This is a genomic window from Pseudoalteromonas maricaloris (assembly GCF_024746855.1).
In the GTDB taxonomy this organism is placed as follows: Bacteria; Pseudomonadota; Gammaproteobacteria; order Enterobacterales; family Alteromonadaceae; genus Pseudoalteromonas; species Pseudoalteromonas maricaloris.
Genome location: NZ_CP024625.1, coordinates 3821030 through 3847050, shown reverse-complemented (window position 1 = coordinate 3847050; position 26021 = coordinate 3821030). Strand labels below are relative to the sequence as shown.

Sequence of the window (26021 nt, the reverse complement as noted above, 5' to 3'; positions counted from 1 at the left end):
TTGTTTATTGCAACAATATAGACAATCAAGTTGAAACGAACTCAGGTGGGAAGATGATTGCAAGAAATATGTTAATTGGTGCAGCCGTTGTGGTTGCTTTGTCTGGATGTGAAATGAATAACACAGGTAAAGGTGCGGCGATTGGTGCTGCAACCGGTGCGGTGTTAGGTAAGGCTACTGGTAACCACAAAGATAAGCGTCTTGCCATTGGTGCTGCGGTTGGTGCAATTGCAGGTGCCGCAATTGGTAACTATATGGACAAGCAGGAAGCCGCTTTTAACCAAGAGCTCGCGGGCACGGGGGTTGAGGTTGTTCGTGAGGGTGACCAAATGCGCTTAGTGTTGCCATCAAACATAACCTTTGCGACGGGTAAGTCAGCTATCAGCCCTGGTTTTTACAATACGCTTCAAGGCATCGCGCGTGTGATGCAGCAGTACGATAAGACATTCTTAACGATTGTCGGGCATACAGACTCTACTGGTTCAGCGAGCTTCAATCAGACTTTGTCTGAACAGCGCGCGAATAGCGTAAAGCAGTATTTATTATCACAGCAGGTACTTCCTGCGCGATTATACGCAGAGGGCATGGGTGAGTCTCAGCCAATCGCGAGCAATGATACTGAGCAAGGTAAGGCACAAAACCGCCGAGTAGAAATAAAAATTATTCCAAACCGCGCATAAGAAAAGTGCAAGGAGTGCTGCACAGCACTCCTTTTTTATAAAGTGTCACACACCACTTCAGCTTTGCAGGTAATTACGCTGACATTGGTGTAACCGATACGTGTTAGTTGCTCTGCGGCAAAAATAGCACGGCCACCAGCAGCACAGTGTAAATAAATTGGCCTGTCTGCGTCTTTTTCCAGCTCTGGAAGCTTAAACTCTAGCAATCCTCTTGGGATATTTACCGCGCCGTTGGCTGCCTTTTGACTATGTTCAGCCGGCTCTCTCACGTCGATAACCAGACCATTGTTTTGTGCAATCTCTGATTTTGCTTGTACCGCGTCAATGCAGCGTTGATTAGGCTTTACTGTCTTTAATACATCTTGGGCAGATATCAGCATATATAGCTCCTTATTGGGTTATCGGTTTCATTATGACTCACCTTTCCTGAATGCCAAGTTTCTTCAATATAACGATCATAGGGCACCAGTTAGTAAAAGCAGACTGCACTAAATTGACACAAATAAACACGCTAAACCAAACCCAATGTGGGTTGACAAAATGTGTGAGCAGTAAAGAAATGGCAAACATAACACCAGCGATTAATCTAAGTAGAGGATGTAAGGTCATAATGAGTGTTACCTTCAATATTAGATATTTCTAATATTAGACATTGCTAATGTTTGTGTCTATACTTTAAGCGCATTTATTTTTTGGGAGTCAACATGGAACTGCAGCAAATGGCGCAAAATGCCGAACAGGCAGAAGCCTTGTTAAAGCTTATGGCGAATAAAAATCGCTTGATGATTTTGTGTGCATTGCAAAAGCAAGAGCTCAGTGTTAGCCAGCTTAATGAAATGGTGCCGTTAGCGCAGTCTGCCTTATCACAACATTTAGCCAGCATGAGAAAGGCACAAATCGTGGCGACTAGGCGTGAGGGGGCGACGATTTATTATCATGTTAAAGATAGCCGAGTCGCTGTACTACTCGATAGTTTATATCAGCTGTTCTGCGCCTCAAGTGCAGAGTAACTAGGAACGAATGAGATGCAAAAGTTAGATGGTGTCATTCGGTATGCTCTACAAGGCAGCTTGCCAACGATTATCTTCTTGTGCGCTGTGGTACTTGGATTATTTGCATTGCAAATGACACCACGAGAGGAAGAACCACAAATAGTGGTGCCTATGTTGGATATTCATGTGTCGGTACCAAATACTGCCTCACCAGAAGTAGCACGATTGGTCACCACTCCACTTGAAAAGTTACTGCTGCAAATTCCAGGCGTTGAACACGTCTATTCTACGACCCAAACCGGCGGCACGGTTGTTACTTTAAGATTTCATGTGGGTGAAGACAGAGAGAAAGCCATTCTCAACACCTACACTAAACTGTATGCCAACCAGCATACTATGCCGGGAATTGTCACTCAGTGGCAGATCCGTCCAATAGAAGTCGATGACGTTCCAATTTTGATGCTTGGACTGACAAGTTCCAAGCCGCAACTATATGATGACTACGCGCTAACGCGCTTTGCACAAGAGCTAGCTATCCAGTTACAGAGCATCGCAGACACCAGCGAGGTTTCAGTTATTACCGGGCGCACGAGAGCACTTAGGGTTGAGTTGAACTTAGCTGCGCTTGCTGCACATCAAACAACACCAATGGATGTTTTAGGTGCTATCCAAAGTAGTAATCTAGTGACACGAGTCGGGCAAGTGACGGCAGGCAGTAACACGATTGCCTTTGAATCTGGTGATGTCCTTCGTAATAAGTCGGTACTTGAAGGTCTCACGGTGAATGTAATCAATGGCCGTGCCATTGTTTTAAAAGAAGTTGCTCAGGTTATTGATGGTCCTAGTGAACCCGATAGCTATCAGTGGTTAGCAAGCAGCGACAGTCAGGCTGATGCACCATTAGTGACGATTGGCGTGGCGAAGCAAAAGGGAAGTAATGCGGTAACGGTTGCAGAGCAAAGTTTAGCGCTTGTAACCCAGCTACAACAGGAGATCCTTCCCGCTGAGGTATCGGTAAAAGTACTAAGAAACTATGGCGAGACGGCCAATGACAAAGTCAATAATCTTACCTCTAGCTTGGCCTTTGCGGTATTTACCGTTGTGATATTTGTCGGTGTATTTTTAGGTTGGCGGCCTGCCATCGTTGTTGGTCTTGCAGTGCCAATTTGCTATGGCATTACACTTGGGTTGGACTTTGCGTTTGGTTACACCATTAATCGGGTCACCTTGTTTGCGCTTATTTTGTCGCTGGGATTGTTAGTCGATGACCCAATCACTGGGATCGATAATATTAGCCGCTTTATTCATCGCGGCGCGGCAGCTGACACAGATCATAACATTGTCGCTGCTATGGTCGAGATCAAATCTGCGCTTTTGATGTCAACGTTAACTATCATCATGGCGTTTATTCCATTGGCATTTATTACTGGCATGATGGGCCCATATATGGCACCCATGGCATTTAACGTCCCCATTAGTGTCATTGCCTCGACGTTAGTGGCTTTTTTAGTGACGCCTTGGCTGTCTAAAAAGTTACTCAAAGCGGATACAAAAACAAGTGAAGTCGCGCCTCAAGACTCGTACTACAGCAAAATCATGCTGCCAATTTTACAAAACCCCCGCACAGCCAAGTGGTTATTATGGGGCGTGTTAGGGTTATTTGTTGCGAGTGTGAGCCTCCCTATTTTTAGAGCCGTACCACTGAAATTGCTGCCGTTTGACAATAAAAGTGAAATCCAAGTACTGATAGATATGCCCGAGGGAACCAGCCTTGAGCAAACGGCCGCAATGACGAGGCAAGTACAGCAAATCGTTTGGTCAGAAGCTGAAGTGACCGACATCGCCGCTTTTGTCGGTAAGCCTTCCAGTATGGATTTTAATGGTATGGTGCGAGGCTATTATCGTCGTAGTGGTACGCATCTTGCCGAACTTAGAGTTTTACTGGTGGACAAGCGTGAACGCGAACATCAATCTCACGCCATCGTCATGCGACTGCGTGAAAAGCTTCAGCCTTTTAACCAAACTTTGACGCAAGTAAAAGTGGTGGAAGTGCCGCCGGGACCTCCGGTATTAAGTACACTCGTTGCTGAGGTTTATGCAGATCCGTTTGTTGCTCGTGAAACGCAAGAGCAAGCAGCCCAGAGGTTAGCGCATCGTTTAAGGCAGGAGCCACATGTGGTTGAGGTTGACACCTCAATGGCTTCGCCAACATGGTTAAAGCGGTTTGTGGTTGATAAACAAAAGGCTGCGTTATCAGGTGTGGCCACAGAGGATATTAATCAATCTTTAGTGGTTGCAAGCAGCGGCATGTCAGCAGGCTTTTTATATACTCAAGGTGAAGTCGCAACGGTGCCCATCGAGTTAGGTGTGAGTTACGCGCAGCGTAATCAATGGCAAAACGTATTGGCGATGCAAGTTCGTGGTCGTCAGGAGTTGGCTAAAACCACTCAAGAATATGGCTTAGAGCAGGCCGCGAGACCCCTTGTAGCGATTGCCGAACTGGGCGAATTAACAGCTATTCCTACGGCTCCCGTGATCCTTCGAAAAGACCTACAAGAAGTGATTTATGTGTTTGCGGAGCTAAATGGCCGTACCCCAGCTGAGGTGATTGCCGATGTGATTGCGGATGAAAACCAACAGATAACACCAAGCAATTGGGCATCTCGCACCTTTTTACACAGTGGCGGAGGAGTCACTTGGTCAATGTTAGAGGGAACTCATTATACCTTTAAAGGTGAAGGTGAGTGGCGCATTACCATAGATGTGTTTAGAGATATGGGGATCGCATTTGCATTTGCACTGGTGGCGATATTTATCATCCTGCGGATACAAACGGCATCTAGTAGCTTATCACTTATCATTATGTCGGCAATTCCCCTCACCATGATAGGGATTATGCCGGGCTTTTGGTTACTCAATCAATTTGGTGAGCGTGTGATTGCAGGTGCGCCAGAGCCTGTGTTATTTACAGCGACCGCGATGATAGGGATGATAGCGCTGGCCGGAATCGTGGTGAGAAATTCCCTGATTTTGGTGGAGTTTATTAATCAGTCTCGCGCGGCTGGTATGGCACTTATCGACGCATTGATTGCGGCGGGAAGTGTAAGAATGCGACCGGTATTACTTACTGCAGGCACGACGTTATTAGGCAACTTGGTGATTATCTTAGATCCTGTTTTTAGTGGCCTCGCCCTTGCTATTATCTTCGGGATCATTGCTTCAACGTTATTTTCACTGTTAGTCGTGCCTATCGTTTATTACTTAGTATTCAAAGAACCATCGACACCTAATCAATCTCTTAATGCCTCATCAGTTCAGGAGTTTTCTCATGTCTCGTAATAAAATCGCTATTCCTGTTCTTGCTATTTTTTGCCTATTATTGATGGTCGTATGGCTTGCTGGTGGATTCCAAAATAAGCTAGCTCCTGGTAATAAGTCTGAACTTCCCGCCTATCAAGGAGCACGTTATACCGTGCAAAAGTCGCTGATTGCGGTGATTGAACAAGTGCCTGCGAGCGTAGTCGCAAAAGAAAATACGTTAGTGTCCAGTCGGTTATTGGCGGAGCTTAAAACGCTTAACGTCAGAGCTGGTGATAAAGTCACTGCGGGACAGCTGATAGCAACACTCGATGATGCCGAGCTTAAAGCAGAGCTGCAAAGAGTGGCGGCGCAGCAAGCGGCGAATTCAGCCAAGCTAGAGCAAGCAACTAAGCAGTTAGTACGCAATAAATCTCTTAATGGAAAAGGGCTTATTGCGATTAACCAAGTGGATGAGTGGCAAGCCACAGTGAACGAGTTACAAGCGCAAGATAAGGCATTGCAAGAGGCGTATCGCAGTGCAGAAGTCGCGCTGGGTTACACGCAAATCACAGCCCCTATTTCGGGTAAAGTGGTAGCGCGCTTACAAGAGCCGGGCAGCATGGTTAGCCCCGGTGGCGCCATTATTTCGCTATTCAATCCGTTACAATTGCAGATTGAAGCGCCAATTCGCGAGAGCCAAGTTAAGCATATTCAGTTAGGAAGCGAGATTAAGGTGCGCATACCTGCGCTAGACATAAGCCAAACCGCGCGTGTATCGGAAATGGTGCCAATTGCCGACAGCCAAGCGCGCAGCTTTATTATTAAATTGGATATGCCTTTGCTGAAAAATGTGGTGCCTGGCATGTACGCGCTGGTTGAGCTTGTGCTTGGCGAGCAGGCGGTTATCCAAATTCCAACTAATATGATCAGCAAGTATGGTCAATTGGCGATGGTTGAAGTAATAGAAAGTGGCCAGCTTCACAAACGCTATCTCAGGTTGGGCGAAGAGACTGGTAATAAAACGATTGTTATTAGTGGCCTAAACGAAGGCGATCAGCTAGCTGTGCAGCGATAGTTAGCTGATCTGAACTTTTAAATAAACGAAGCGATTTCGGCGAGTGATTTTTTCACTGTTGCGTGCTCTGGAATAGTTGCATCTTCACTTGGATAGCCCGCAATCAATAACATATAAGGACGTTCGTTATCTTTATCTCTACCGCACAACTCGCTTAAAAAGCTCATAGGTTTAGGAGTATGGGTCAGTGTGGCAAGTCCTGCATTATGGAGGGCTTGGATAAGAAACCCAGTAGCTATCCCAACCGATTCATGGACATAGTAGTTGGTATTTTTGTCTTCCGCGTGGATCCCACCTTTTTTCTGACTAAAAATAGCGATAAGCCAAGGTGCATGTTCTAAGTAGGGTTTTTGTGCATCTGTGCCCAAAGGTTTTAACGCGTCCAACCACTCATCTCCGGCACGGCCTTGGTAAAACGAGCGCTCGAGGTCTTCGGCTGCAGCTCGGATCTGCTTTTTCTTTTCTGCGCTGCCAATCGCCACGAAATGCCATGGCTGATGATTTGCACCACTGGGGGCTGTGCCCGCTGCTTTGATACAGGTTTCGATGATTTCTTGCGGTACTGAGCGGTCGCTAAAAGCACGGATGCTATGACGTCTCTTACTGTTTTCCAAGAATGCTTCCGCACGACTTAGCATTTCTTCGTGAGGGTATTCAATAAAATCCGTCAGTGGGTGGTTGGCGTGATCTTGCATGTTAGTTTTCCTTGGGTTTTGTAAACTAAGAACGTTTCTTAGTGTTTCAGTGTTTACTTTTATTTGCAATTGATATGTTTATGTTAATTGTCACTAACCTAGGTAAATGTTATAAAAAGGACAATAATAAAAATCCGGAAAGGAAATAAAAATGCTCGAAATATCAGGACTTTCAAAAACCTATGATAATGGTGTTCATGCTTTGAGAGGTGTAAACCTGACTATTCCAAAGGGAATGTTTGGTTTACTCGGACCCAATGGCGCTGGAAAATCATCGTTGATGCGCACGATTGCTACATTACAGTCGGCGGATGCTGGCACCATACAGTTCGACGGTGTGAATGTCTTAAAAGAGCCCAAGGCACTCCGCGCACGTCTAGGCTATCTGCCGCAAGATTTTGGTGTTTACCAGCGCGTTAGTGCGTATGATTTATTGGATCATATGGCAATCCTAAAAGGGTTAAATAATAAAAAAGAGCGTAAAGAAGCCGTGGACGGATTGCTCGCACAAACTAACTTATATGATCACCGTAAAAATGCGGTAAGCGGATTTTCCGGAGGTATGCGTCAACGCTTTGGTATTGCCCAGGCATTACTTGGCGATCCTGATTTACTCATTGTGGATGAACCGACAGCGGGATTAGACCCAGAAGAACGTAATCGTTTCCACAACCTACTCGTTGGCTTAGGTGAGAGTAAAGTAGTTATCTTATCGACGCATATCGTGGAGGATGTATCTGAGCTATGTCCGAATATGGCCGTACTGGCGAGCGGACAAATTTTACTTGAAGGTAATCCAATTGCGCTCACTGAGCAGCTACAGGGGAAAATCTGGCGTAAGTCGGTCACACTTGCGGAAGCGAAAGAAGTAGAGCAAAACTTACCGGTTATTTCTAAACGCTTATTCGCGGGACAGACCTTACTTAACGTATTTGCAGATCAAGCACCTGAAGGTTTTGAAGCGGTACCTGCCGATTTAGAGGACGTCTATTTTTCTACTCTGCATACTCATCGAAATAATCAAGCAGCGTAAGGAGTGGGCAGATGCTATTTAAAATGATGCGTTTTGAGCTGCGGTATTTTGTCCGTCAGCCTTCCTTTTATGTGACTTCTCTGATTCTATTTTTGCTCACCTTTTTTGCCTCAGTTTCGGACTCGGTACAGATTGGTGGTGGCAGTAACGTCAATGTAAACTCGCCCTATGCCATCTTGCAAACCGTTGCCATCATGACCATTTTTTCCATCTTTTTGGTGGTTAACTTTGTTGGTAGTGCGGTGATAAGAGACGATCAAAGTAAGTTTAGTGAGCTTATTTTGAGTAAGCCTTTGCACTTAGCGCAATATCGATTGGGTCGATTTTTCGGAGCATATCTTGTCACCTTGTTAGTATTTTCAATGTGTTTAGTGGGGATCTGGGTAGGTTCTGGTATCGGCGGGTTAGTCGGTTGGCTGGATACCGAACTGATCGGGCCTAATAAACTCAGCTATTATCTAACGCCACTATTTTTCATTGCTGCCCCGTCACTGTTTTTTATGGCGAGCCTATTTGCACTAGTGGCGCAAAAATTCAGAACCATGATAGCAATGTACTTGGTTGCTGTAGGTTTGTTTGTGACTTATCTTGTGGCAAATAGTATTTTTTCAGATATTGAATACCGTACTATTGCTGCGTATGTAGACATGTTTGGCCTATCAGCTATTTCGGCGCAATCAGAATATTGGACCATTGCAGATCGCAATACGTCAGTCATAAGCCTGGTTGATGAACTGCTCTATAACCGCTTAATTTGGATGTCAGTTGCATTGCTCAGTTTAGGTGCTTTAGCTTTAAATACTTCTCATTATTTACCGCAAAAACAAAAAACCAAGAGTAAAGCCAAAGAAGATGGTAGCCAGGCGTCGGCATTGCTGAATCGTTTTGATTTTAAAGCGAGCGTAGGTAGTAGTTGGGTGCACTTTTGCACCAGAACCACTTTTGAAGTAAAGCAAGTGCTTAAAAGCTATCCATTCTTAGTGTTATTAATTTTGGCGGTGGCAACCTTAATACCTGCATTGGTTGGCTCATTTAATTGGTATGGCACAGAAGTATGGCCAGTGACCTTTAGAATGGTGGAGCTTATCCACGGCAGCTTCTGGCAATTGTTGGTCATTGTGTTGGTGTATTACAGCGCTGAGCTAGTATGGCATGACCGTGATTCGCGAATGGGAGATATTGTTGACTCTTATCCTGTTGCAAACTGGGTATTTTGGGGCTCTAAATATATCGCTCTAGTTGCGGTGATGACGCTGCTATGTGTATTTGGTAGCTTGATAACCATTAGCTATCAATTATTGTCGGGTGTGACACAGATAGATCTCGCCCAGTATATTGTGCGCTTGGGATATTTATATGTGTTAGGTTTTGCCTTCCAAACCACCTTAGCATTTTTGATACAGGTGATGAGTCCAAGCAAATATATGGGTATGGGAATATATGTCGTTTACTTCATTATTTCGATAGTCCTGAGCAACTTTGGCTTTGAGCACAATATGTACCACTTAGGTGAAACTTCCTCAGTGCCGTACTCAGATATTAATGGTTATGGTCATTTCCTTAGTGCGGCACATTGGTACAATTTGTACTGGTTTGGTTTTAGCATGATGTTAGCGACACTAAGCTATGCACTTTGGCCTCGTGGTGCGGGGCAAACGCTGAAAGCACGCATTGCACTGATGGGCTATCAGTTAGGTAATGCAGGTAAAGCATTATTAGCTTGTGGTGCTTTAATATTCGTGGGTAGTGGCAGCTATATTTACTACAACACGCAAGTGGTCAATGAGTTTATTACGCAAGATGAAGCTGAAGATATCGCAGAGCAATATGAGCAACAATTTGCCCAGTATCGAGATGACCCTGTACCAGTCACGTTAGATGTACAGCTCAATGCTGAGATATTTCCAAAGACACGTCGTATTGAAGCGCAAGTAAAGCTGTTGGTTGAAAACCGCTCAGATAAAGAGATTACTCGCTTCTTGGTCAATAAACCTGATCATACTTTAGCGTGGCAAGTGGAAATGGCTGGCGCTACGCTTGGTGAAGAGGATAAAACCTTTAAGCACGCTTGGCTTGAGCTTTCACAACCAATGACACCGGGTGAGCAGCGTGAAATTACGATGTCAGTTGTACGGCAAACGCTTGGCTTTGTAGATAGAGGCAATGATGAAACCTTAGTGAATAATGGTACCTTCATCGATAACACGACCTTGTTCCCGACATTTGGTTATAGCATCTATAAGCAAATTCAAGACAAAAGTGAGCGTCGTCAGCGCGGCCTTGAACCACTAAAACGTGGTAATAAGATTGAAGAAACACACTATCATCATGAACCATTATTTGCGGAAAATTTCGTCACATTCGCCGCAACGGTGACGACGGATGAATCGCAAGTTGCGATGGTGCCAGGCTATTTGCAATCGAAACACAGCAAAGACGGCCGCACGACCTATGTCTATGAAATGGATGCTCCAATGCTGCACTTCTATAACATCTTGTCGATGGATCTTGAGGTGAAACAGGAAGAATACAAAGGCATTGCGCTCGAGGTTTACTATCATAAAGATCATGCTTGGAATGTAGACACCATGCTGCAGTCGACTAAAGACTCTATTGATTATTTCACTCGAGAGTTTGGGCCTTACCAACATAAGCAAATGCGTATAATTGAGTTTCCTCGTTACCGAGACTTTGCGCAAAGTTTTGCCAATACAGTGCCGTACTCGGAAAATATTGGATTTTTAACGGACACCCGTAATACTGACAATATCAATGTACCTTACTATGTGACGTCACATGAGCTGGCACACCAGTGGTGGGCGCATCAGGTGATTGGTGCTAATGTGGAGGGGTCAAATATCCTGTCGGAAATGTTGTCGCAGTATTCTGCCATTATGGTGATGAAAGAAAAGTACGGCGAGCATAATCTCCGAAAATTCTTGAAGTATGAACTAGACACCTATTTAAGTGGACGAGGTTCTGATCCGTATGAAGAGCGGGCGTTATCCAGAACAATCGGTCAGCAATATATTCACTACAATAAAGGCTCTGTTGTGATGTTAGCGCTGCACGATTTACTTGGAGAAACGCGACTCAATAGCGCATTAAGAAGCTTCTTAAATGACTATCGTTTTAGAACAGATATCTACCCAACGACACTCGACTTTTTGACTTACTTGAAAGCGGGGGCTTCAGAGCAAGAACAGGTATTTATCGAAGATCAATTCAATGCGATTACGTTGTATGAGCTTAAGCTTGCGGGTGTTGAAGTGCAAGAAGCGACGCAAGCGGGAGAGCTACATACGGTGACCTTAACGGTTGAGGCGGCGAAAAAGCATGCAGATGGTGAAGGTAACGAAGAAGAAATCCCGCTTAATCAAGAGATTGATATAGCTTTATTCTCTGCTGATCCTAACAACATTCAAAGTGACGAAACGCTGTTATATCTACAAAAGCACGCGATCACATCGGGTGAAAATAAGATTGAGTTGAAAGTAACAGAGTTACCGAAATTTGCGGGAGTTGATCCGTTTGTAAAACTGATTGATAAGAAAACCGCCGATAACATCAAGGCACTCTAATCGATACATGGTAGGAGAGGGCTTTTTCGAAAGCCCTCATTTGTTTTTAAAGGAAAGTTATGCCAGATTTATTGCAAGTAACAGGAGTGTCGAAGCAATATGTTTCGGTAAAAGCAGTAGACAATCTAAGTTTTAGCGTTAAACAAGGTGAGATCTTTGCATTACTGGGTCCCAATGGTGCGGGTAAATCATCCCTTGTGAGAATGTTGGTTGGATTTACCTATCCAGATAGCGGCACAATCGCTGTGAATATTGATGGGCAAGCATATCAATCAATCCCCCATCAAAGTTTAGGTTATCTCCCTGAAGATCGAGGGCTGTACGCTGAAAAAACTGTGCAGCAGAATTTGCTCTATTTTGCCAAGCTACGCGGTGTTGAGAAAAACGCAGCGCTAGCACAGATTGAGTCTTGGCTAACGCAGTTTGACTTAAGTGATAGAGCGCATGAGCGGTTGAAATCGTTGTCAAAAGGCAATCAGCAAAAAGTACAGTTAATATCGGCAGTGTTGCACAAACCCAAGGTTGTATTGCTTGATGAGCCTTTCTCTGGTCTTGACCCCATCAACCAAGAAAAGGTGGTGGTGTTTTTAGAAGCGTTAAAAGCGCAAGGCATGACCGTTATTTTAAGCGCACATCAGATGGCGATGGTAGAAAAGCTTGCTGATAGAATGCTGTTAATGAATCACGGGCAAGCTGTGCTTTATGGCACATTAGCCGAAATAAAACAGGACGTTGGTGTTGGCATCGATATCACAGTGAGTTTCAGTGAGGCAACGAACTACGCAGCGCTCAATTTTGGTAACTACAAGGTCGCGTGTACTCAATTAAGTCAGAGTAAAATTAAGTTTGAGTTGAGTGACTCCTCAGAGCTTAATTTACTGCTCGCCGATTTGTCTAAATCAACGACTTTGCAAGGAATAGAAACCAAAACGATGGACTTGCATCAACTCTATCTTAAAGCAATCGAGTCTCATCAAGGCAAAGTGCAATCTCAGGAGCATGCCCATGTCTCATAAGCTGCAACAGATACTGCAAGTGACCAAATGGGAGTTTATGTACTTTTTTAAACTCAAGCAGGAGCTGATCGGTAAAGCAATTATGCTGGCGATAGGCTTGCTTATCTATTTTTGGCAAAGCACTTCGTTTTTTGAACCTGAGCAATATGTTATCGCAACACCGTCCGCCATGAACTTAACTCAGTTACCTGAGCCTTTGCTTCTAAAGCGAGTTGATGCTTCAAAAGCTGAACTTCTGACTCAGTTAGAACAAGAGGAAATTGACGGTATTTTGATACTTCAAGCCCAAGCGGGTGAGGCGTTACAGTTTGAACTGATTACCACAGGTAAAATGTCTTGGCAGAATGAAGTTGAGGTAGCGCTTACGCAGTTTTACAGCAACGAACTCGCACAGAGCTTTAATTTATCTGCGGCTCAGCTTGCCTTGTTACAGCAACCTGTGAGCGTTTCCAATCAATACACAAAGGATGCGGTTAAGGAGGCGCACAACCAGTCTTCGATGACCGCATTTGGCGTGATGCTATTGATGCTCATCGGTATTTTTACGTCATTTGGACAGATCTTCGTGTCTATCACCGGAGAAAAGCAGCAGCGTGTTACCGAGCAATTATATTCTTGTATGAGTGCGCAAACTTGGATTGACGGCAAAATATTTGGTCAAATGCTCCATAGTCTAAAGGCTATGTTAAGTACGTTATTTTCATTTTTGTTGGCGATGGCTTTTATACAAGTCGTTGTAAAAAACGAAGCCTTGGACTTTACGATGATAGACTTTGCAATGTTGCCTTGGTTTACCCTGTTTGCGATAGTAGGTCTTTATATGGCAACAGCCTTTATGGCAGCAATAGCCGCAGCTATTGACGATCCTAACCATAGTGGCAAGACTGGATTTATGATGATCCCTATATTGCCAATTGTTATCGCGTTTATGATTGTTGATAGTCCAAGCAGCCTTGCCGTGGATATTTTGAGTCTTTTCCCGCTTACCGCATTTGTGGTGATGCCAGTAAAAATGGCGTTAATTGAAGTACCCATTTGGCAAGTGTTATGTGCGTTGGTCAGCGCATTACTTGGTTGCTACCTTATCCGTGTCGCTGCGGGACGATTGTTTAAAGCGGGTATGGTGATGTATGGTAAGGAACCCTCAATTAAGGATATGGTGCGCTGGGTCTGTAAACCGGAATAATACAGTTTATATGATAACTTGCTAGCACAACGCTTTGGTTATGGTACGCTCCATAACCGGAGCTTATGGCAGTACAGAGAGGGTGAAATGTATCAACATATTGATAATGAAAACAATAAAATAAGTCTACCAGCGGGAAAAATCGTTTGTGTTGGTAGAAACTACGTAGCGCATGCCAAAGAGCTAGATAATCCCATTCCAAGCAGTCCGCTGTTGTTTATCAAACCAGCAACGAGCTTAGCACCATTTAATAATAAAATGATGTTGGACGCCGCACTTGGCGAACATCATTATGAGGCCGAGCTTGCACTATTAGTAGGCACCAAAATTGATGCAAAAACCCCTGCGCCTCTCAAGCATATCGCTGGAATTGGGCTGGCACTCGATTTGACATTACGAGACTTGCAAAGTGAGCTAAAAGCACAAGGGCACCCATGGGAGCGGGCAAAGGCCTATGATAATAGCTGCCCAATGACGCCTTTTGTACCATGTGATGAAAACACCTTTGCTGAGTGTATTGAATATCGTTTTTGGCAAAATGGAGAGCTTAAACAGCATGGCGATTCTAGCTTAATGATTTTTCCAATCGCTGAGTTGCTAAAGGACATTGCTCGTTACTTTACGCTTCAGCCAGGAGATATTGTCTTAACAGGAACGCCAAAAGGGGTAGGGAGCCTAGCGCATGGCGATGAACTTACGCTACAGCTGAAAAGCCATACTCCTTGGCATGGCAAACTTGCGATAGATTAGATTCTCGCTTTTATGTACATCGCTGCGTAGTCTGTTACGACTGCGCAGCAATGAGCTCAGCTTCCGGTTGATTGATTGTGCTCGAGCAGCACAGCATGATAGCAACGAGTGAAATTGCGCCTAATATTATCCAGCTGATAGCCAGGCTGACGTAGCCCAACAGTAAAGCGGTTAACGCAGAGCCGAGCAAGCCGCCAAAGCGAGTGGTCAGTGACATAATTGACTCCACACTGGCTCGCACGTTATCGCTACTCAGTTGATGTTGTAGTTGCAGTTGTGCCGGTTGCGCTAGTCCCATACAAAGATAAAAGCACAGCAGGGCTACAATCAGTAATGGTAGTGACGTAACCCAAGCAAGTAACAGCACAAAGGCTAATTTGGCGAAATGAGCGAACGCCATAACATACCCTAAGCGTTGACCAAATAGAGAACAGATCGGAGCGCTGATCGCAGCAGCGACGCCATTTAATACAAATCCAGCTGCCATCATTGCTGGGAATATCCACGCAATAGAGTCAACTGGTGCACTACTATAGCGCTCTGCTAGAGCAGGCCAAAACTTCTCTATGCTACTGGCAACAGGAATTGCAAAAACAATCACCAACAGCAGCCTTTGCATACCACTTTGCTTACAAGTTGCCAGCATGGTCTTAGCTTGGCTAATCAGGCCTTTCTCAACCACCTCTTGCTGAGGTCTCGTTGACTCTTTCACCACGACAAAAGTACATGCAAATACCACACACAATACCACTATCGAAACCAAGATTAAGGCTTGATACAAGTGGTTGAGCTGTTGTGTCGGGCTAGTCGCAAACGCCAAAAAGAGGGCGGCAAATAAAGCGGCGCTGGCGCCGATAAGATAGCCAATACCATACACTTTACCGAACCCTTTATTCAGTGGTTCGTCTCCTTCAAGCTTTTGATAAGTTTCAACAAACCATGCGTTGAGCGTGCCAGTTAACGATGCCTGACTTAATCCCCAACATGCCATGGCTAAGCTGACGTGCCAAAAGTCTTCACTCAACAATAAAAGTAAGTTGCATACAGCGGCAAACACCAAAGAAGCTAAAAATACTTTGCGGCGACCAATGGCATCTGCCGCAATACCACTTGGTACTTCAAACACCACGATAGTGATAGCCATGACCACCATAGCCAAGGCCACATCTTGCAATGCTAGGCCTAAGTTCAGCATGTAAGGTGTAAAAATAGGGAGCACCAGCATACTGGCAAACATAGTTAACCCAAGGTGGATGCCGTATCGTGTAGCAAATTGTGAACGAGTCATGCGCGTTGCTCCACAGTGGTTGCGGCGCTATTCGTTTGCTGCATTAACGCATTAATGTGTGACGCGATGATAGATAAGTCTTTAGCGTCGGTCATGATTTCATCGTGTGCACTTTCAAGCGTAATATAGTCTGCATTGGCAAGTAAATTTTCAAAACCATTTCTGTCACTTGCAAACGTCCGCTTATACAGCGCAGGTATGTCTTCCACTTGATGGATCAACCTCAGTGCCGGAAGTGGAATGGCCTCATCACTGACATGATCGGCGATAAAGAAGCTCACAGGGAAGGTAAACGCCGTCGCGGTTTGAAAGTATTGAGTAAAGTCTAAAAATGCTCGGGCGATAGGTTTAGCGTCATCGTCTTGCGAACGGATATACTCTTCTTCGGCGGCCTGACGCGCTGCTGAAGTAAGTCTTGGTAAGACGGGGTCAATCAAAAAGCAGTGGACAATTTCTCTACCCATTTCGGCCAAGTAACGCGCCACTTCCAGTGACAATGCCGCACCTTCACAAAAGCCGCCCAAGTAAAGTGGGCCAGTTGGCGATACCTCTGTGATACGCTGAGCATAATAGCGCACCATAGTATGCAAGCTGATATGTTTGCCTGTGAACAGTTTGATATTTTCTAATGCGTGAATGCGCAGGTCGGGCGCAAGTTTTTCACACAGAGGTGCAAAGCTATCAGCGGTTGCTGCTGCGGGCATGAGGTGAAGCAGAAACTCACTCTGTGGGGCATTGAAAAAACGTGAAGGAGCGAAATGCTCATGGGCAAGCGCAGCGTCAATTGCTTGATCTTCACTCATGGTGGCAAAATCAAGTCGGGTCTGATTATCAATAAATCTTGCCAGTTGCTGCACTGATAGGTGTTCAAGGATAAGTTGTGGAGTTAGCTGCCAATTACGCTTGCTTGCTGCACCACAAAAGCTTAATAAACTAATGGAGTCGGCACCTTGCTCAGTCACTGCCGTCGCACAACAAAGTGGACTCTGGCCTAAAACATCCTGCCAAATGGCTTGCACTTCCTTCTCTGTGTTGGTTTGTGGCACAACGAGTTGGTGCTGCTTTAGCTCAGGTTCTGGCAACTTAGTTTTGTCGAGTTTGCCGTTGAGCGTTAACGGTAACGCCGAAAGGACAGTGAAGCTATGTGGCATCATATAACTGGGAAGTAACTTGGTAAGCTGAGTTTTACAGTGGCTGAGTGCCGCAGCTTGATCGGCTGCGGGTTTGATGACCAAATAAGCATGCAGCAAGGTCTGAGCCTGCTGCTTTTTAGCAATAACCGCACAACTATCTATATCCGCCAGCTGATTAAGATGATGCTCAATCTCTGCCAATTCAATTCTAAAGCCTCGCACTTTGACTTGTTGATCGCCACGGTTGATATAACACAGTTGCTGTTGTGCATTCCAATACACTAAGTCGCCCGTGCGATAGTACTTTTGCATTGAGCCAAACAGATTTAGGGATACAAACTTTTCGCTGTTGAGTGTTGGGTTATTGAGGTAACGTGCAGCCACGCCATGTCCACAAACCACTAACTCGCCGGGACAGCCAAGTGGCAGTAATTCGTTATTGCGACCGACTACAGCCACTGCTCGCCCTGGGATTGGTTTGCCGATTGCTATCTCAGACTGCTGTTTAGACATCGTTTGCACTGTGGTAAACGTGGTGCACTCAGTCGGACCATAACCATTGATAAAGTGTTTTGGACAAGATGTGGACGCCAGCAATTTATTTACCATCGACTCTGTTAATGCTTCACCACCCACGAGTAAATGAGTCAGAGAAGCGAAAATATGCTCGTCTTGCAGCAATAAAGTGTCGAACAGTGAACGGGTTAGAAACATCGAAGTGATATTCAGCGTCTGCAATGTTGCACTGAGCTGCGCTGCAGAATTAAGGCTGTCCTGATAGCCTAAGTGCACCTCGGCACCGTTGAGTAATGCGCTCCATATCTCAAATAGAGTGGCATCAAAAGCTGGGTTTGCGAGTTGAATAAAGCTATCTTGGGGCTGATGCTGGTAGCTATGATTATCGAGTGCCAAAGAGCTAATTGCGGCGTGAGAGAGCAATGTGCCTTTAGGATTTCCTGTCGTACCTGAGGTATAAATAATCGTCGCGACTTCGCTAGGTGCGATGCACATAGGCTCAAAATCCACCGTGATATCAGTATCTGCCAGACTGGTATCACAGAAAACTTCAGCGATATTGTTGTGGTTGAGTGTTGCCAATGTTTGGCTATGTTCACGCAAGGTGACAATTACATCGGCATTACTATCACTCAGTTGATATTGATGACGCGCCACTGGGTCTTTGAGCGATAGTGTTGTGTATGCCGCGCCGGTTTTTAGTACCGCCAACATGGCAATCACAAACTCAATGTCGTTTCGCATGTAGAGTGCGACGACTTTGGGTTCAGGGCAGACTGCCAAGATTGCATTGGCAAGTTGCTTGGCTTGGTTATCAAGCTCTTGGTAGCTCAAGGTTTTATGGCGATTACTGATAGCGGCTTTATCTGGATAACGCGCTACTATTTCAGCAAACTGGTCGGTGATACTTGCCACGCTCGGATAGGCGTGTTGCATTCCACTTAATTGATATTGTTTTTGCTGCGCCGTGTTACTCAATAAAGGTAGGCTATAAAGAGGCTGTTGGGCGTTTTCAGCCGTTAGATATGCCTGTAAAACTGTTTGATATAACTCGAGGATCTGCTGCGCGTATGAGCTGGAAAAAAGTGCCGCGGCATAAGTTAACCCTAACTCAGTGGTCTTCCCTGCACTCAAGTGTAATGTTAAATCAAACTTCGCTTGGCACTGCTGGCTAAGATCAAGGTCAACGCTTTGCCATAAGGTATGATGTTGCTCAGGAGCAAACTGACTACTGCTAAACAACGTTTGAAATATCGGGTGCATGCTCGTGTCGAGCGGCACGTCTAAGCTATTCTTAATGGCCTCAAACGGTAAGGCCTGATGTTGCTTGGCTTGATTAACGACTTGATTAACTTGAGTGAACCAGCGCTCAAGTAAAATCGTCATGTCGATATCCGCTTTAATCGGCAATGAGTTAACAAAATATCCAAGTATGTTTTGCTGCAGTGCCGTTGGACGGTTCTCGCTTGGAATACCAACAACAAATTGATGTTGATGACTGAGTAGCGCAAGGGTGTGATACCAAGCCGCAAGCCCAAGTGTATTAATACTAATGCGGTGCGTTTTCGCTGTTTGTTGTAACTTTAGCGTCGTACTTTCATCTAGTACAATGCTCTGTATCGCGCCGCGATGATCAAAGGTGGCTGGGCGCGACTGAGTTTGCGCAAGTTTTAATGGTTCGTAATCAGCCAATTGAGTTTGCCAGTAACGTTGGCTTGTTGCTTGTCGCTCACGTTGGCCGGGTGTTGCCATGTAATAAGCATAATCACTAAATTGTAGACTCAGAGGTCGATTTTCCCCCTCATAGAGTGACGTTAATTCTTGTAAAAACAGTCCCAAAGACCATCCGTCAAAGGCGATATGATGCCAGACAAAAAACACATGTTGCTGCTCCTTTGAGGTGATGACATAGGCACGAAATGGTCGAGAATGCTGTAAGCTAAACGGCTCGTTAAAGAAATGCTCGCACTGCTCATGCAAGTTTAGATTACCAAGCTCATGATGCGTCACGACAAACGTCTCATTGGCAGGCTGTTGTATCGTCTTTCCTTGGTGATCATAGGCCACAACCATATCTAGCGCACTGTGGCGGATCACCAGTTGTTCTATTGCTGCTGTGAGTTTTTCAATATCGCAGTGCTTGGCGATTTTGAGTAGGCATGGAATATGATAAGTACTTGCCGCGTTGCTCACTTCTTGCGTAAACAGTAGTTGTTGCTGCCCAAGCGTAAGCGGAGCGCATCGCGTTTCCAACGGCAAGATAGACAGTTCATCAAAACGAGCTTTGCTATCTATGCCTTGCCTTGTGAGGTAGCGTAACAATTGTGGCTTATTCTGTTTTAACTGCTCAACAATTGCTTGGCCTTGTAAATTCACGTTGCTAGCAATTTTTAATTTATCCTCTTGCTGCCAAACGCTTATCCCACTTTGTTTTAGTTCATAAATAAATGATTCGATCATGCGTTATAACTCCATTTCAAATTCGCAGTCTTCGCTACTGGCGAGCGCGTTTAGCTGTTGTTCTACTTGCGTGGCAAATGCGTCAAGTTGTGGGTAAGTCAGTAAGGTCGCAACGGCAATTTCGTTGCCGAGCGCTTGACTACACAGAGCGGTAACTTGTGCTGCCTGTATGGATGAGCCACCCAAAGCAAAAAAGTCGTGTTGTAGGCCAATCTCTGATACTTCAAGCACTTGCTGCCAAGCATTGGCGAGTTGTTGTTGTAGTTCCGTCTCTGGCGCGATATAGGTAATACTATCTTGCAGCGTTGGAATGATGAGCTGAGCGGTATCAAGTTTGCCATTTACTGTCATTGGAAGTGCGTCAATCTGTGATATCGCAGCAAGCTGCATATAGCTTGGGAGTTGTTGATTCAACCATTGGCGAAGGTCGTTTACATCACACTTAGTGTTGGCGTTAAGTACGACATAACCCAACAGCACTTTGCCTGTTTCACTTAAATGTAAGTGTGCAACGGCATGGTCAATATCTGGGTGCGCTTTGAGTTTATACTCGATTTCGCCTGGCTCGACGCGGTGACCATGTAAATCCCACTGTTTGTCAGCTCTGGCAACAAACTCGAATTCACCTTGCTGATTTTTACGCACTAAGTCTCCGCTGCGGTAGAGCTTTTCGTCAGAAAAGTGGTTGTTGTCACAGCGAAGGTGATAGTCAATATAGTGTTTTGCCGTTTGCTTTGGTGACTGCCAATAGCCCAAACCGACGCAATCACCGGCGATGTATAGCTCACCCAACGCACCGTCCGGTAAAATCCGCATAAAAGAGTCCAACACATAGCAGCGAGTGTTACGAATAGGCTTACCAATAGTGATAGGTGTATTGGGGTGCACTTCACTAAGTGTTGCGGTAACACTTGTTTCACTTAACCCATATTCATTGAAATGATGCTCTGCCAACTTGTGGCTGACTGGGTCTAAGCGAGAACCACCGGCATACAATACGGTTAAGTTAATATCCGCTATCCAATTTGGAAACTGATTGATAAATACCGTAGGAATAAACGCGACGTTGACCTGTTTAGCTTTGAGATAGCGGCACAGCTGTTGTGGATCTTTGCGTATTGGCTCTGGAATGATTTCCAGTTTGGCGCCGGCTGCTAGGGCTGGGAATATCTCGCAAATACAGGCATCAAAAACATATTCAGCATATTGACTGGTGACTACCTGCGTATTTCCCTCTAATTTATGGGTGTTGCGCTTCTCGGTGCAGAGGTTAGCAAGGCCTTGGTAAGACAGCATCGCCCCTTTTGGTTCTCCCGTCGTCCCCGAAGTAAAAATGAGGTAAGCCAGCTTGTCTGTTGCATGATTGTTGGCTGAGAATGGCCGTAGTTGAGTACTTTGCTGTAGTGTCTGTACATCAAAGGTCAGTGTTGGCAACGTATTCCAGCTGAGTGGTGTGCGGCTAAGGAGCAGTTTTGCCTGCGCTTTTGCCATAATCTCTTGGCGCCGAGCAACGGGATGATTGGCTGAGAGTGAAACAAAGGGCATGCCCGCTTTTAGCGCCGCTAGCATTGCAATGGGGGCTTCTATACCTTTATCAAAATATAGTGCAACTGGTGAGCCTTCGTCATTGGATGCAATCAACTGTGCTGCTAAGTGATCAGAAAACAAGTCTAGCTCGCGGTAACTCACGGTTTGCTCGGCGAAGCTTAATGCTGTGCGTGCTGGATACGCTGCTACTGTCTTCGCAAATTGCACTAAAAAAGCGTCATTTGGTTGTGATAATCGAGTTTCTGAGATGACTTGCTGTAGATACTCAGTACTAACTAAAGGACATTGCAGTAAAGGCTTCTCGTTGTACTGACAGAGATTTTCAAGATAACGGCAGAAAAAGTGCACAAATTGTTGGCAGCGGGAAGACTGATAACGACTGCGAGCAACAATAAGCTGACCAATCAGTTGGTCTGGCATATCTTTAATCACCAAATTCCAGTCAAACTTGGCTGGGTGGTATTGGTTTTGCTGGGCGGTGTCGCTGGCGACTTCAAAATGTTGATATTGCGCTGTTGGTAGTGAGAACTGATCAAAGGTAAAAAACACTTGGAACAGTGGCGATACACCCACTTCTCGGATCAACCCAAGTTGCGCGGCAATTGACTCTAATGGCAATTGTTGGTGAGATTTTGCCGCAAGTAACAGCGTTTGGCTTTGTCTTAGATAGTCAGAAAAACTCTTATTTAAGTCGACATGCAGCGGCATCGGTAAGGTATTAACAAAGTAACCTAGCGTATCTTTAAATGCCGAATCGCGGTTATCGGTGGGGGAGCCAACGACAATACTTTCACGACTATCCCATGCACATAATGCGAGCTGAAAAGCGCACAGTAGTAAGTTGTACATAGATACCTGATGTGATTTTGCCAGCTCCCTTAACTCTGCTGTTAGTGTTGCTGAGAGGGTAAAGGGGAATGCTTCACCTTGGTGATCAAACAAAGCCTGTCTTGGCTCATCGGTTGGCCATGGGGTGACATCAATATCAATCAAGTGTTGCTGCCAAAATGCTGCGGCTTCGTCGTATTGTTGTGTTGATTGCCAATATGCATAGTCGCGAAATTGCAGTGAGGTTGGGGTAAGCGTCTGTCCCGATAGCAGCGTGTTCAGCTCATCCAACAATACTTGTGTAGACCAGCCGTCGAAGGCTATGTGATGAAATACCAGTAACACGCCAAATTCATCACCTTGGTGATACAGTCCGAGCCGCAGCGGCGCATCATTTTCAAGGTCAAATGTCTGAGCGATAAATTCACTATGCGGCGTGTTTATTAGAGTTTCGCATGTTGGCACGCCTTGCTCATCTTTATATGCCCAGCGACCTTGTTGCTGTTGAGTATAGCGGGTGCGCAAAATAGCATGACGCTCAACCAGCTGATAGATTGCGTGTTGTAACGCTTGCTGTTGTAGCCCACTTTGGCATTTTAGCTGTAGGGGGATATGAAAAGCGCCAGATTGTGTCGCTAATTGCTCGCTGGTGAGCATCGCTTGCTGCTGCGCGGGCACAATGATTTCATCAAGTGATTGTGATGTTGATGCGACCGGTAAAGGCTCACTGGCGTTGCTAGCTTGCTGTGATACCAGTTGCGCTATCGTTTTGCTTTGCAAAAATTGACTCAAACTGATGTTAACGTTACAGCTAGAGTGCATTTTAGCCACCAATGTCATTGCACTTAGAGAATGGCCGCCTAGGGCAAAAAAGTCATCATCAATGCCTACTAGCTCAACCTCAAGTTGCGTCTGCCATAAAGCACAAAGCTGCTGCTCTAATGGCGTGCGCGGTGCTCGGTATGGTGTCTGTGATACCAGTGCGACGCTCGGTAAGCTGCGGCTGTCCACTTTACCAGAGGCGAGCACAGGCAATTGTTCGAGCCAACAAATGGCATTTGGCAGCATATAATCTGGTAATTGCGGTTGTAGCCACTTCACAATCTCGGTGTGAGAGAGGGATTGCTCACCAGTAAAATAAGCAATGAGATGGTTGTTTTGCTGTACTTTGACGCAAGCTTGGTTGATTTGCGGGTGCAGGTTAAGTAGGTGTTCTATTTCTTGTAGCTCGATGCGATAGCCACGAATTTTTACCTGCTCATCGGCACGTCCTAAAAATTGGATCTCGCCGTTTGCCAGATACCGCGCCTGATCGCCCGTGCGATACATACGTGTTCCGTGCCAGTTAATAAAGCGCGACGCCGTCTGCTCTGCAAGGTTAACATAGCCTCGTGCGACACTTGCGCCACCAATCAGGATCTCTCCTTGACAAAAGGGTGGCAGCGCCTTGAGGTTGGCATCAACGATTTGAATATCAACATGAGCCAGCGGTGCGCCAATATTATTGAAATAGCGTGAGTGTAGCGGCTGATGGTTTGCTGTTGCCGTTACCGTGGTTTCGGTTGGACCATATTCAATATGAAGAAGAGGCGTCCATGCCTCCATGAGATTGCGGTCACAAGGCTCACCACCCGTGATAACACGACGTAGGGCATGGTGGTCGGGCGGCGTACCGATGGCACTTAAAAATGCCGGAACTGAGACTAAGTGACTGATCTTTTGGCTAACGAGCGCGTCACGTATCACGGCTGGCGACTTTGCACTTGCCTCATTCATGATCATCCAGCAAGCACCATTGAGCAGTGTTAAAAATAGTGGCTCTACGGACGCGTCGAAAAAGTACGGAGCCAGACTTAGTGTTTTTTCACTTGAGTTAAAATTGTAAGCCGCAGTTGCGCTTTGAACCAAAGCCTGAACTTGCCGCTGTTCTACCATAACGCCTTTTGGTTTGCCGGTACTTCCAGAAGTATAAATAATATATGCAAGTGATGAATGGCACGGTGAGTGTGCTTGATCTGAATTGAAAACAGGAGCTGGTTGTTGTGCTAACTCGTCAATGTTTTGCACCTTTGTGATTGCGCTAAAACACATAGCCGTATTCAAGGTTTCTTGATGACAAAGTAGCAGGTTGGCACCACTGTCTTGCAACATAAACTCACTACGTGCTTGGCCTTGCTCTGGATTGAGCGGTAGATATCCAGCACCCGCTCCAAGTGTTGCTAATATGGAGACTATCATCTCTGGACTGCGCTCAAACATCAGCGCGACAACAGGATTTTGCTCGTGGGTCAACTGTGCTTGGAGTTGCAAAACCAGGTGCTGAACACGCGCAGCGAGCGTTTGGTAAGTAATGACCTCATCGTTGATTTGTAATGCTGGTGCATCTGGAGCTGCTGAGGCGCAGGCTAAAAATTGTTGATATAGCGATAGGGTTGGAGCTTGCTTAACGGTAGTCGCTGGTGGCTTTGTACTTGGGTGAGAAGTTGATAATTGCTCAAGGGCGACGTCGCTGTGCTCTACCTGCTGTACCAATAATCGCTGATAGGTGTGGGCAAATTGCTGTGCAAACGCATCATCAAACTTATTGGGATCAAGACTTATCTGTCCTTGCAGATTTGTATTGCTATCATCAAATGCCAGACGGAAATCACATTTAATCGGGTTATATAAAGACTCGTTAGTAAAAGCATCAACCGCTGAAAATGGTAACGTAAACTCGTCCATAAGCTCGCTGGCAAATCTCTGTACACTAAACATCAGGCTTGGCTGAGGTGAGTGTTTGCCCTCACTCAAACAGGCAACTTGTTGATCATAAGGATAACTTTGGTATTGTTTTGCGGCGCGCACAGTCTCATGAACTTGCTGCACGAGGCTGGCAAAATTTTGGCGGTAATCTAGCTTCACTCTAAGCACTAAGGTGTTGACAAAAAAGCCAATCATTTCTTGCGTTTGCGGGTGATCTCGATTATCCGATGGCGCACCAATCACAATGTCTGTTTCACCGCTATGAAGTGCCAAAATATAACAGTAATGGGCAAGCAACACGCTGTACACTGTGGTATTTAATGATTTTGCTAGGGCACGCAATGCCTGGCTTTGCTGTGGTGAAAGTGCAAAATAGTGCGTGAGCGATTCGGTTTCATGTGTTTGTGTAGCGAACAGTGGTGCAATTTGTGTGGCATGAGCGCCTGCAAGTTGCGTTTGCCAATAACTGTGTGCAGCGCTTTGTTCTTGCCTTTGTTGCCACTTGGTATAGTCAAAATAGCTTAATGGCTTAATGCTTCCTCCTCGTAGCAAGCTAACTAGATCGCGCAACATGACTCGCATTGACCAAGCATCAAAGACGATATGATGCCAAAGGAAAAGCATAAAACGCCTTTGCTCAAGCTCAATAATACAGACTCTAAAGGGAGCTTGAGTATGGAGATCAAACGGCGTGTGAATGTGCTCTCTTACCAGTGTTTGTACATGAGCCAAAGTGGTTGCTCGGTGATACTCGACCGCAAGAGGTTGTAAGGTTGCTCGGCAGTTAAAATGCTCAGCATCGGTTTCAATCACACTTGTTAGGATAGGGTGATGGACAAGCAGCTGTGCTAGTGCCGAGATTATGTCTTGTTGCTGCGCTGGATCATTCAGCTCAACCAGCATTGGAATATGATAAGCACAGGACTTTGGTGCACGTTTGTCTACATACAGCAACCTTGCCTGGGCATTGGAAAGCGGCACTGGTTTTAATAATGGCCAACTTAAAAAGGCGGCTTCGGAGCAGATCTGGTGGGCGCTTAGTAGCGTCAATAGTTCAGCTTTATGCGCTTTGAGTGCCGTTAGCAAAGTTGGCGCTACGTTACCCTCATATCCCAGTGCCAAGGTATTTTGCTCAGACACCCACACGCGCAACTGCTGCGCGTGAAGGTCGTTCAGTAAAGATGTTAACTCCATG

The 26021-nt window shown here is 45.5% G+C and carries 15 protein-coding genes; 9 read left to right on the top strand and 6 right to left on the bottom strand.

The genetic code is table 11. The features are described from left to right. Positions 1-53: 53 nt before the first annotated feature. Entirely contained in the window at positions 54-680 is a 627-nt protein-coding gene (locus tag CTT31_RS17105; RefSeq protein ID WP_039493461.1) for a YiaD family glycine zipper/OmpA-like lipoprotein, read from the top strand. Positions 681-715: 35 nt separating this feature from the next. On the opposite strand, the gene CTT31_RS17100 is transcribed toward CTT31_RS17105, so the two are convergent. Both CTT31_RS17100 and CTT31_RS17095 read right to left on the bottom strand, forming a co-directional pair. Then, entirely contained in the window at positions 716-1060 is a 345-nt protein-coding gene (locus tag CTT31_RS17100; RefSeq protein WP_010378206.1) for a rhodanese-like domain-containing protein, read from the bottom strand. A gap of 37 nt (positions 1061-1097) precedes the next feature. Beyond that, positions 1098-1289 carry a YgaP family membrane protein gene (locus tag CTT31_RS17095; RefSeq protein WP_045987806.1) on the bottom strand — a complete coding sequence of 64 codons (192 nt, stop codon included), beginning with the start codon at positions 1287-1289 and terminating at the stop codon, positions 1098-1100. Positions 1290-1384: 95 nt separating this feature from the next. Here CTT31_RS17095 and CTT31_RS17090 point away from each other — a divergent pair, with 95 nt between their 5' ends. From CTT31_RS17090 to CTT31_RS17080, 3 genes are read left to right on the top strand one after another with little or no spacing between them, the layout of a single operon-like run. Then, positions 1385-1690, top strand: a complete 306-nt coding sequence (locus CTT31_RS17090; protein WP_010378211.1) for an ArsR/SmtB family transcription factor — start codon at positions 1385-1387, stop codon at positions 1688-1690. A gap of 15 nt (positions 1691-1705) precedes the next feature. Then, positions 1706-5011 (top strand): efflux RND transporter permease subunit, encoded by a 3306-nt coding sequence (locus CTT31_RS17085; RefSeq protein WP_260491631.1) that lies wholly within the window; start codon positions 1706-1708, stop codon positions 5009-5011. Beyond that, entirely contained in the window at positions 5001-6047 is a 1047-nt protein-coding gene (locus CTT31_RS17080; protein ID WP_260491630.1) for an efflux RND transporter periplasmic adaptor subunit, read from the top strand. The genes CTT31_RS17085 and CTT31_RS17080 overlap by 11 nt, the downstream gene beginning before the upstream one ends. A gap of 17 nt (positions 6048-6064) precedes the next feature. Here the strand turns inward: CTT31_RS17080 and CTT31_RS17075 are convergent, their stop codons facing one another. Continuing rightward, the gene (locus CTT31_RS17075) at positions 6065-6742 is read right to left on the bottom strand and encodes a nitroreductase family protein (protein WP_069020419.1); all 678 of its coding nucleotides are present in this window, start codon (positions 6740-6742) and stop codon (positions 6065-6067) included. 151 nt (positions 6743-6893) lie between these two features. Between CTT31_RS17075 and CTT31_RS17070 the strand changes: the two genes are divergently transcribed. The 5 genes from CTT31_RS17070 (at position 6894) to CTT31_RS17050 (ending at position 14308) form a co-directional block, all read left to right on the top strand. Then, the gene (locus tag CTT31_RS17070; RefSeq protein WP_010378221.1) at positions 6894-7775 is read left to right on the top strand and encodes an ABC transporter ATP-binding protein; all 882 of its coding nucleotides are present in this window, start codon (positions 6894-6896) and stop codon (positions 7773-7775) included. Between the two features lie 11 nt (positions 7776-7786). Beyond that, positions 7787-11356: an ABC transporter permease/M1 family aminopeptidase gene (locus CTT31_RS17065; RefSeq protein ID WP_260491629.1), complete on the top strand. Its 3570-nt coding sequence runs from the start codon at positions 7787-7789 to the stop codon at positions 11354-11356. Between the two features lie 59 nt (positions 11357-11415). Further along, a complete protein-coding gene (locus tag CTT31_RS17060) occupies positions 11416-12372 on the top strand; it encodes an ABC transporter ATP-binding protein (protein WP_260491628.1) in 957 nt (318 codons plus the stop codon). Beyond that, complete coding sequence (locus CTT31_RS17055) at positions 12362-13558, top strand: ABC transporter permease (protein ID WP_260491627.1); 1197 nt, start codon at positions 12362-12364, stop codon at positions 13556-13558. Before CTT31_RS17060 ends, CTT31_RS17055 begins: the two co-directional genes overlap by 11 nt. Positions 13559-13645: 87 nt before the next feature. Continuing rightward, the gene (locus CTT31_RS17050) at positions 13646-14308 is read left to right on the top strand and encodes a fumarylacetoacetate hydrolase family protein (RefSeq protein WP_260491626.1); all 663 of its coding nucleotides are present in this window, start codon (positions 13646-13648) and stop codon (positions 14306-14308) included. Between the two features lie 34 nt (positions 14309-14342). Here CTT31_RS17050 and CTT31_RS17045 read toward each other — a convergent pair whose 3' ends face one another. The 3 genes from CTT31_RS17045 to CTT31_RS17035 are packed head-to-tail and all read right to left on the bottom strand — an operon-like array spanning position 14343 to position 26020. Further along, the gene (locus tag CTT31_RS17045; protein WP_260491625.1) at positions 14343-15596 is read right to left on the bottom strand and encodes an MFS transporter; all 1254 of its coding nucleotides are present in this window, start codon (positions 15594-15596) and stop codon (positions 14343-14345) included. Further along, the gene (locus tag CTT31_RS17040; RefSeq protein WP_260491624.1) at positions 15593-19705 is read right to left on the bottom strand and encodes a non-ribosomal peptide synthetase; all 4113 of its coding nucleotides are present in this window, start codon (positions 19703-19705) and stop codon (positions 15593-15595) included. Before CTT31_RS17040 ends, CTT31_RS17045 begins: the two co-directional genes overlap by 4 nt. A gap of 3 nt (positions 19706-19708) precedes the next feature. Then, positions 19709-26020, bottom strand: coding sequence for a non-ribosomal peptide synthetase (locus CTT31_RS17035; protein WP_260491623.1), 6312 nt, complete (start codon positions 26018-26020; stop codon positions 19709-19711). Position 26021 lies beyond the last annotated feature (1 nt).